The following is a 7,727-nucleotide window of genomic DNA, read 5'->3' as shown; positions in this document are numbered from 1 at the left end:
CTGATACTCACCGGCTGCGGAAGCACACCGTCCGCATCGCCGGCTCCCGGGACCACAGCGGCAGCACCGTCGTCTTCGGCAGCACCATCGCCTTCGGCAGCACCATCGCCTTCGGCAGCACCATCCGCTACAACTGCCCCCGCCGAAACATCGGCGCCGGCAGAGGCCGCACCGGAACCGTCGCTTCCCGCAGTACTGGAGGCATCCACGCCGGTCTCCTTCTCCATTCCAGCGATTGGCGCTGGATCGGAATTGCTGAGCCTGGGTCTTCGCGAGAATGGTTCGCTGGAGGTACCGCCGGATGGACCGGGAGCGCCAGCCAGCTGGTACAACCAATCGCCAACCGCTGGCGAGCGCGGCCCCTCGGTTCTTTTGGGCCATGTCAATGCGACCGACGGCGGACCAGGTGTCTTTGCGGACCTCCGATCCTTGAATCCAGGCGATCAGATCGAGGTACAACGCGAAGACGGCTCCACCGCTGTGTTTGCCGTCGACCGCGGCGAGCAGTACCAGAAAGACAATTTCCCCACCCTTGAGGTTTACGGAAATACTGACGCTGCCGAGCTGCGGTTGATTACCTGTGACGGGTATAACCCTGATACCGGCGAGTTCGACGACAACTACGTGATCTTCGCGACCCTCGTCCCCTAAGCGTTCTCTTTTCTGACCGCATCACCGCATCGACTCTCCCCAAAGTGACCTTCCCAGCCGTTTAAACGGCTCCAGAAGGTCACTTTGGGGAGAGTCGATTGCAGTTAACGGATATTCACCAGCGGACCAGGCAGAACGGATGACCGGCCGGGTCAAGATAAACCCGGAAGGCTCCCGTTCCCGAGTCCATACTGGTGGCCCCGAGCGCGAGCACCTTTTGCTCAGCCACGTCAAGGTCCTCCACCCTGATGTCCAGATGAACCTGCTGCGGAATGTCCTGCCCGGGCCATTCCGGAGGCGTATAGCCCTTGACCTGTTGAAACGCCAGGGCCGGCCTGTCGGGTGCATCGCCAATGGTGATCCATCCGTTGTCGTCATGTTGGACCCGGATCATCCCCAGCACATCCTCGTAAAAGGACGCCAGCTGGTCCGTGTTGGAACAATCAAAGACGGTAGCGTGCCATTTTCCGATCATGCGTCCAGTATGGTGCAGCGCGGCTGGCCCGGGAAGGCATTCCGGACCGTTTACTTGAGGAACAGTTTCCGCAGCCGGGTGGTGGTGAGCACCATCCCGACCAGGATCATCACCAGGTAATACACGATATGAATGGCCGTCGCTGCAGTGAACACACCAATGCTGATCTGCCGAAGCAACTCCACACCGTGCCACAGCGGCAGCGCCTGGATGAACCACTGAATAGGCTCCGGGTACACGCTCAGGGGGTAGAACGTGGCGGAGAACAGGAACATCGGAAGCATCACGAAGTTGATCCAGTCCATCTGCTGGAACGTCTTCATGAAGCTGGTGATACCCATCCCGAACGACGCAAAGCCGAAAGCTATCAGCACCGAAGCGGGAATCATCAGCAGCGCCCAGGGGGTGGTGATCAACCCCATCATGCCCATGACGGCGGTGAAACCGGTGGCGTACATAGCGCCGCGCAGCAGGGCGAGGAAGATCTCGCCAATGGCAACGTCGAGTGGACCCAGGGACGTGTAAAGCATCCCTTGATAGAGCTTGGCGAAGTTCATCTTGAAGAACACGTTCCAGGTGGAGTCGTAGACCGCCCCATTCATCGCGGAAACCGCTAGCAGCGCAGGTGCAATGTACGCGGCGTAGCTGATTTCCTGTCCGTTGGGCCCGAAGACGTTTCCCACCAGTGCGCCCAGCCCCACGCCCATGGAAATCAGGTACAGCACGGGTTCAAAGAACCCGGACACCATCACCATCCAGTTGCTGCTCTTCGTGGCCATCAACCCCCGGCTGATCACGGCCCTCGCGTTGCGGGCGTAGAGCGCGCTGAACGGACGGTCCTGAACCTCTACCTGGTAATCCTCAATGGTCAGTGGGCCGCTCATGCTCCCAGCCTCTTTTCGTAGATCTTCCGTGCCATCCGCCAGCCGAGGATTGCCAGCACAATCAGGTAGACGACATGTATCACCACCAGCCAGACGGGCTCCTGGTAGCCGTAGGTCAGCAGGCGCCCCAGTTCCGTGCCGTGCCACAGGGGTGAGATCCAGCCGATCCATTGCAGCCCGATCGGCAATGTGTCCAACGGGAAGAAGGTGCCGGAAAACAGGAACAGCGGTGTGACGACGAAGCGCATCACCAGGGCAAACTGGCCCTTTTCCTCCTTGATACTGGCCGCGTACGCCATGAGTGGCAGGCCAAAGGAAAGACCACACAACACAGCCACCGGAACCGCAACCCAGCCCCAGGGCGACGGCGACGCACCAAACGCCGCAACAATGCCGAAGTAGATGGCGGTCATCAGCAGCAGCCGCAGTGTGATCGCGATGATGTACCCGTTGACGATCTGGTGCACCGCCAATGGAGATGCGTGCGGTCCGTAGTAGACCCGCCGCCATTTGAAGCCGTCCATCACCGGGAAAGTGAATTCGGTTGCGGCGGTCATGATGGTGGCGGAGGACAACAGCGCGGGAGCGATGAAGGCGAGGTAGCTCACTCCGCCAAAGGCATCAGGACTGTTCCGGTCCACCAGTGTGGCCAGACCCACCCCCATCGCAAAGAGGTACATCACCGGGTTGCCGACGCTGTAGGCGATCAAAGTCCAGCGGTAGCCGTTCATCACCTTGAGTGCATGTTCGGCGTAGTACCAGGAGCCAAAGCGCCGGGCACGCTCCGCCGAGACGCGCGGAGGATGAGCGCGCAGCGGTGGTGCCGTCGTCGTCCTTGTTTGTTGTGCCGGCATGCCGGTCTCCTGGCTAGTCAATGAGACTCCTACCGGTCAGGCGCAGGAAGACGTCCTCCAGGGACGAACGGCGCACCAGCGAGGTGATGGGATGCAGCCCGCGCGCGGTTACCTGTTCCAACGCGGCCTCGCCGTCGTGGGTGTAGATCAGCACGCGGTCAGGCAGCGGTTCCAGCCGCTCACCAATCCCTTGGAGGTCGGCTGCGACGGTAGTGTTTCGCTCCGATCCGAAGCGCAGCTCCAGCACCTCGCGGGTTGAGTGTTCGCGAATCAATGTCGACGGCGATCCTTCGGCCATGATCTGTCCCTTGTCCACAACCACCAAACGGTCGCAGAGCTGCTCCGCCTCATCCATGTAGTGGGTTGTGAGAATCAGGGTAACCCCGGATTCCTTGAGGCGGAACAACCTGTCCCAGAGAATATGCCGGGCCTGCGGATCGAGCCCGGTGGTGGGTTCGTCGAGGAGGAGGATCTTGGGCTCGTTGATCAAGGACCGGGCGATGGTCAGCCTGCGCTTCATGCCACCGGATAGGGAATCGACCTTGGACTTTGCCTTATCGGTCAGCTGGGCGAATTCGAGCAGCTCGTCGGCCTTGGGTTTGAGGTAGCTCATGGGCAGACCGAAGTAGCGGCCGTAGACCAGGAGGTTGTCGCGGACCTTCAACTCCTCGTCGAGGTTGTCCTGCTGCGGAACCACGCCCAGGTGTGCCCTGACTTCCGGGCCGTGTTCCTCCGGGTCCAGCCCCATGATCGTGAGGTCTCCGGAGGTGCGCTGGGACACGCCGCCGATCATTTTCATGGTGGTGGACTTGCCCGCACCGTTGGGACCGAGCAGGCCGAAGGATTCACCGGCCGGCACGTCGAACGAAATGTCATTGACTGCGGTGAAATCCCCGTACTTTTTAGTCAGGTTATGGGCAGAGATGACGTAATTGTCATTGGTTTGGTTGGGCACCAGTTCAGACTAGATGATTTATCCCATTGGTAAAAGCCAATCATTTATAGATGCGGCCGCCTGCGATCAACCGAGTCCCCTTTGGGTTGTCCTTGCTGCGTCAACTCAAAAGGCCACCTGCAGATTCGATCGGGCAGGGGGCCTTGACTTTGTCCGCGGAGCGGGGTTTAGCTTGGGACCCAACCTCAAGGGAGGGGTCGTCGGTGGCCGAAACCCTTTCCTGCTGGTGCGGACACAACATGGTGAAAACACGCTGAATGAGGCAGGCGCCAACCGTTCGAAGGAATCTGCGCATGACGATTGCCGAGCTTCTGAGACTGATTGAACTTCAGACGCGCCCGGTTCATCCGGAGAGCCGCATGGCTTTGGACCGGCGGTGGACCGAACTGCCGGACCACGTGAAAACCGCAAACCAGCTGCTGGGACGCAGTGCCGTCGGGTGTGAAGGCACCCATAACGTGTTTCCCAAATGCAACCTGACCTGCACACCGTGCTATCACTCGGCAGATGCAAACCAAGTACGGGTTGACGGTGAACATACGGTGCAGGAAGTGCGCCAACAGATGCGGTATCTGAGACAGGTGCGCGGACCGCGTGCCCACGCCCAGCTCATCGGTGGAGAGGTGAGCCTGCTCGATCCGGAGGACCATGCCGCAGCGCTGACCGTCATGCGTGAAAGTGGCCGCGAACCGATGTCGATGACGCACGGCGACTTCGAGTATGAGTACCTTCTAGCGCTGGTCCTCACCGCAGACGGTGCCCGCCGATTCGACAAAGTGTCCTTCGCAGCACATTTCGATTCGCTGATGAGGGGAAGGAGTGGTGCCGTCCGACCCCTCTGTGAAGCCGAACTCGACCCTTTCCGGCAGAAGTTCACGCAGATGTTCGCCGATCTTCAGCGTGAGCACGGCGTGCGCTCATATCTCGCGCACAATATGACGGTCACTCCATCGAACCTCGATGAGGTTTCAACGGTTACGCGTTCAGTGCTGGCGATGCCCTACAACATGCTCTCCTTCCAACCCGCAGCTTTCATGGGCGACGCCAGGCGGTGGAAGGAGGATTTCTCCGAGGTCAGTATCGATAAGGTGTGGGAACGAATTGAGGAAGGAGCCGGCCAGAAACTGCCGTGGCAGGGAACCCAGTTCGGCGATCCGCGTTGCAACCGCTACACCATCGGACTCGCGGCAGCGGGTACGTTCGCCGTCGTCATCGACCCCGACGTCCCTGCCGATACCGCCGCGCGCGACCGCCTCCTAGAACACCACGGCGGCATCTTCTTCGGCGGTCAGAGCCGCCCCGTGCTGGCAGCACGCCTGCTCCGGGCCGCTCTCCGGCACCCCCGCGACCTGCCGGTTCTACTGGGCGTGGGACGGCGGATGCTGGCACGAGCCGGCGGCGCGCGGACCCTGTGGCGTGCATGGCGCAGCAGCACACTCGGAATCAAAAGCTTCGTGGTCCACAATTTCATGGACGCCTCCGTCGTGGCGCCCGCCTGGGCCCTGATGGAACAGGGATTGACCAGTGACGAGCCAGCCGTCCGGGAAGCGCAGGAACGTCTGGGCGCATGCATGTACACCATGAGCCACCCGGAGACAGGGCGGCTGGTGCCAGCCTGCACGCAGCACTCGGTGCTGGATCCGGCCGAAAACAACGAGTTGCGCCGCCTGTTGCCGCTCAGGGTCAAAAACTAGTCACGGCACGATGCCGGATCTGCTCCGTCCCCGGCGGCCGCGATCAGTGGCGACCACATCAGCCGGCGGTGGCGCCTGCCTGGCGCTCTGCAGCCTCGACCACGTTGGCGAGGAGCATGGCCCGCGTCATCGGTCCCACTCCTCCGGGATTGGGCGACAACCATGACGCGACGTCCGCTGCGTCCTTCTCCACGTCACCGGTCAGCCTCGCCTTACCGGTTTCCGGATCGGTGACCCGGGAAACCCCGACATCCAGGACAATGGCGCCCGGTTTCAGCTGCCCGGCCTTGATCATCCCCGGCATTCCAGCTGCCGCGACAACGACGTCGGCCTCCCGCAGATGCGCTTCCAGATCCACGGTTCCGGTATGTGCGAGTGTCACCGTCGCGTTGATCTCCTTGCGTGTCAGCAGCAGACCCAGCGGACGCCCGACAGTAACCCCTCGTCCTACCACCAGCACGTTTTTACCCTTGAGGGAGATCCCGTGCCGGCCGAGCAGTTCGACAATACCGTGCGGCGTGCAGGGCAGCGGTGACGCCATCGAATCGGCGACATTGAGGACAAGCCGCCCGAGGTTGATCGGATGGAGGCCGTCGGCGTCCTTCTCCGGCGACATGCGCTCCAGAATAGCGTGCGCATCGATGTGCGCCGGAAGTGGAAGCTGCACAATATAGCCCGTGGCGGCGTCGTCGTCGTTCAGTTCGTCAATGACCTTTTCCAGGTCCTCCTGCGTGATGTCGGCCGGCAGGTCGCGGCGGATCGACGTGATGCCGACCTGGGCGCAGTCGCGGTGCTTGCCTGCAACATAGGAGTGGCTCCCCGGATCGTCTCCCACCAGTACCGTACCCAGGCCCGGAACAACTCCCTTGCCTTTGAGGATCCCTACCCGCTGGGTCAGCTCTTCCCTGATTGCTGCCGCAGTGGCCTTACCGTCAAGTATTTGTGCACTCATCTATGCGGCTCCTTTGTCGAGCTGTGCTCTGTCCAGCTGCTCTCTGTCCAGCTGTTCCAGCAAAAACGCCTTGCCGCGCTCACAGCAACCGGTGAAGCAGCATTCGTCTGTGGGGATGTCATATGCATTGGAGCGGGCGGCGTCCGACTCCAACGCCCCTTGCGGGAGCTCTTCTACCACTCCTCGTGGCCCGGGTAGAGCGGGGTATCTGCTGCCAGCTTGGACACGCGGGCGCTGAGGGCCCCGATGTCCGCGCCGGGCTTGAGTACGGACGCGATGATCTCGGCGACCTCGGTGAACTCCGTGGCTCCGAAGCCGCGGGTGGCCAGTGCCGGCGTCCCGATGCGCAGACCGGAGGTGACCATCGGCGGGCGGGGGTCGTTGGGGACCGCATTCCGGTTGACAGTGATTCCCACCGAGTGGAGGAGATCCTCTGCCTGCTGGCCGTCGAGCTCGGAATGACGCAGGTCCACCAATACCAGGTGCACATCCGTACCCCCGGTGAGGACTGAGACTCCGTGCTCTGTGACATCGTTGCCCATGAGACGGTCCGCGATAATACGGGCGCCCTCCAGCACGCGCTCCTGGCGCTCTTTGAATTCAGCTGATCCCGCAATTTTGAAGGCAGTGGCCTTCGCGGCGATCACGTGCATGAGCGGACCGCCCTGCTGCCCCGGGAATACCGCGGAGTTGAGCTTCTTGGCCCATTCCTGCTTGGCCAGGATGACGCCCGAGCGAGGGCCGGAGAGGGTCTTGTGCACGGTGGACGTGACGATGTCCGAGTGGGGTACCGGGGTGGGGTGAAGCCCCGCGGCAACCAGGCCGGCGAAGTGCGCCATATCCGTCCACAGGAGTGCTCCCACCTCATCGGCGATCGAACGGAAAGCGGCGAAGTCCAGGTGCCGGGGATAGGCGGACCAGCCGGCAATGATGACCTGCGGCTTCTCAGCAATGGCCTGCGCACGCACACGGTCCATATCAAGGCGGTTGGTGTCATCCTCCACACCGTAGGCCGCCACCTCGTACAGTTTGCCGGAGAAATTCAGCTTCATTCCGTGGGTCAGGTGGCCGCCGTGTGCCAGGGAAAGTCCCATGATTTTCTCGCCGGGCTTGATCATCGCCGCCAGCGCAGCCGCGTTGGCCTGCGCGCCGGAGTGCGGCTGAACGTTGGCGTACTCCGCCCCAAACAGCGCCTTCACCCGCTCAATGGCCAGACTTTCGGCGACGTCCACGTGCTCGCAGCCGCCGTAGTAGCGGCGGCC

9 protein-coding genes are annotated in these 7,727 nt (G+C 61.9%); 2 read left to right on the top strand and 7 right to left on the bottom strand.

All coding sequences use genetic code 11. The annotated features are described in order from the left end of the window. On the bottom strand, positions 1 to 209 hold a 209-nt coding region (locus Y708_RS30025; RefSeq protein WP_216699832.1), incomplete at its 3' end, for a hypothetical protein. Here Y708_RS30025 and Y708_RS0118210 point away from each other — a divergent pair. Beyond that, positions 196 to 651, top strand: a complete 456-nt coding sequence (locus tag Y708_RS0118210; RefSeq protein WP_028281036.1) for a class F sortase — start codon at positions 196 to 198, stop codon at positions 649 to 651. The two genes, Y708_RS30025 and Y708_RS0118210, sit on opposite strands and share 14 nt — an antisense overlap. A gap of 115 nt (positions 652 to 766) precedes the next feature. Here Y708_RS0118210 and Y708_RS0118205 read toward each other — a convergent pair whose 3' ends face one another. From Y708_RS0118205 to Y708_RS0118190, 4 genes are read right to left on the bottom strand one after another with little or no spacing between them, the layout of a single operon-like run. Then, positions 767 to 1,126 carry a VOC family protein gene (locus Y708_RS0118205; protein ID WP_028281035.1) on the bottom strand — a complete coding sequence of 120 codons (360 nt, stop codon included), beginning with the start codon at positions 1,124 to 1,126 and terminating at the stop codon, positions 767 to 769. A gap of 50 nt (positions 1,127 to 1,176) precedes the next feature. After that, positions 1,177 to 2,010 carry an ABC transporter permease gene (locus Y708_RS0118200; protein WP_051479153.1) on the bottom strand — a complete coding sequence of 278 codons (834 nt, stop codon included), beginning with the start codon at positions 2,008 to 2,010 and terminating at the stop codon, positions 1,177 to 1,179. Then, positions 2,007 to 2,864: an ABC transporter permease gene (locus tag Y708_RS0118195; RefSeq protein WP_028281033.1), complete on the bottom strand. Its 858-nt coding sequence runs from the start codon at positions 2,862 to 2,864 to the stop codon at positions 2,007 to 2,009. Before Y708_RS0118195 ends, Y708_RS0118200 begins: the two co-directional genes overlap by 4 nt. 13 nt (positions 2,865 to 2,877) lie before the next feature. Continuing rightward, positions 2,878 to 3,819 carry an ABC transporter ATP-binding protein gene (locus Y708_RS0118190; protein ID WP_051479152.1) on the bottom strand — a complete coding sequence of 314 codons (942 nt, stop codon included), beginning with the start codon at positions 3,817 to 3,819 and terminating at the stop codon, positions 2,878 to 2,880. Between the two features lie 293 nt (positions 3,820 to 4,112). On the opposite strand from Y708_RS0118190, the gene Y708_RS0118185 reads away from it, so the two are divergent. Beyond that, on the top strand, positions 4,113 to 5,513 hold the full coding sequence (locus Y708_RS0118185; RefSeq protein WP_028281031.1) for a hypothetical protein: 1,401 nt from the start codon (positions 4,113 to 4,115) through the stop codon (positions 5,511 to 5,513). A 58-nt stretch (positions 5,514 to 5,571) separates the two neighbouring features. On the opposite strand, the gene Y708_RS0118180 is transcribed toward Y708_RS0118185, so the two are convergent. Together Y708_RS0118180 and glyA are read right to left on the bottom strand one after the other, a co-directional pair. Beyond that, positions 5,572 to 6,465: a bifunctional methylenetetrahydrofolate dehydrogenase/methenyltetrahydrofolate cyclohydrolase gene (locus Y708_RS0118180; protein WP_028281030.1), complete on the bottom strand. Its 894-nt coding sequence runs from the start codon at positions 6,463 to 6,465 to the stop codon at positions 5,572 to 5,574. A gap of 173 nt (positions 6,466 to 6,638) precedes the next feature. Continuing rightward, positions 6,639 to 7,727: serine hydroxymethyltransferase (gene glyA, locus Y708_RS26170; RefSeq protein ID WP_035776773.1), on the bottom strand; the 1,089-nt coding region annotated here is incomplete at its 5' end.

Origin of the sequence: Arthrobacter sp. H5, assembly GCF_000520595.1 — a bacterium.
Taxonomy (GTDB): Bacteria; Actinomycetota; Actinomycetes; order Actinomycetales; family Micrococcaceae; genus Arthrobacter_D.
The sequence above is the reverse complement of the archived record's forward strand: the minus strand, read 5'-3'. Positions and strand labels throughout refer to the sequence as shown.

Excerpts from the sequence above, each read along its gene's own strand:
- Y708_RS0118195 (WP_028281033.1), bottom strand. The coding sequence starts at position 2,864 with ATGCCGGCACAACAAACAAGGACGACGACGGCACCACCGCTGCGCGCT.
- Y708_RS0118180 (WP_028281030.1), bottom strand. The coding sequence starts at position 6,465 with ATGAGTGCACAAATACTTGACGGTAAGGCCACTGCGGCAGCAATCAGG.
- Y708_RS0118200 (WP_051479153.1), bottom strand. The coding sequence starts at position 2,010 with ATGAGCGGCCCACTGACCATTGAGGATTACCAGGTAGAGGTTCAGGAC.
- Y708_RS0118205 (WP_028281035.1), bottom strand. The coding sequence starts at position 1,126 with ATGATCGGAAAATGGCACGCTACCGTCTTTGATTGTTCCAACACGGAC.
- Y708_RS0118185 (WP_028281031.1), top strand. The coding sequence starts at position 4,113 with ATGACGATTGCCGAGCTTCTGAGACTGATTGAACTTCAGACGCGCCCG.